2 protein-coding genes are annotated in these 682 nt (G+C 32.6%); both read left to right on the top strand.

Annotated elements, in window-relative coordinates:
- On the top strand, positions 1–446 hold a 446-nt coding region (locus GOU96_RS18015), incomplete at its 5' end, for a hypothetical protein (protein WP_324702109.1).
- Positions 443–670: a hypothetical protein gene (locus GOU96_RS18010; RefSeq protein ID WP_175249396.1), complete on the top strand. Its 228-nt coding sequence runs from the start codon at positions 443–445 to the stop codon at positions 668–670. The genes GOU96_RS18015 and GOU96_RS18010, both read left to right, overlap by 4 nt.
- The last annotated feature ends 12 nt before the right edge of the window (positions 671–682 follow it).

The raw sequence follows: 682 nt of genomic DNA, 5'->3' as shown, positions 1-682 counted from the left end.
CCCTTAGGCGGGCGTTAAGTTTTCGGGGAGTAAACGTGGATAGGTTTAATTTTTTAAATATTTTTTTAGATACTATGGAATCCAGAGGAGAAATCGCTTCTCTTGTTTATATTCATGTCGATGACGATTTTATTGAACAATATAATAATAAGTACAAGTCCAAATATACATTATCTGAATTTGAGAAAGTTGTTGATGTATGTAAAGCTCATGAGTGGGTTAAATGTACGGCTGGTGGCAGAGGCAGTTATGGTAATTTGGTTATTACTCAAAAAGGATTATCAGCTGTAAAATCGAAAAATGAATCAAATAGAAGAAAAGCGGAACGAACAATTTTTAAAAAGTTTTCTGATTTTGTTGAAGATCATAAAGGTCTGTTTATTGTCTTTGGCTTTATACTAGCGTTACTTACTTTTGTATTAAAAATATATGGTGATCAATCGTGAATATTCAATTAGATCCAATTCCTGTTTTGTGCTTGTTTTGCGATGCTACCTTAGTTGCTGATAGTGAAATCGATTACTTAGAGCATGACATGCTTAAATGTCCAAATTGTGGTGAGAATAATTTGTATGGCGAAGTAATGGATATAGCTAAAGAAAAAGCGAAAAAAGCAGCCGCTGAATATGCGATAAAAGAAATGTCAAAATCTTTAAAGTTCAAACTATAGTGCACGAAAAAC

It is taken from the genome of Vibrio sp. R-1 (genome assembly GCF_035615595.1).
GTDB lineage: Bacteria > Pseudomonadota > Gammaproteobacteria > Enterobacterales > Vibrionaceae > Vibrio > Vibrio cholerae.
This window is presented reverse-complemented; position numbering and strand designations above follow the sequence as displayed.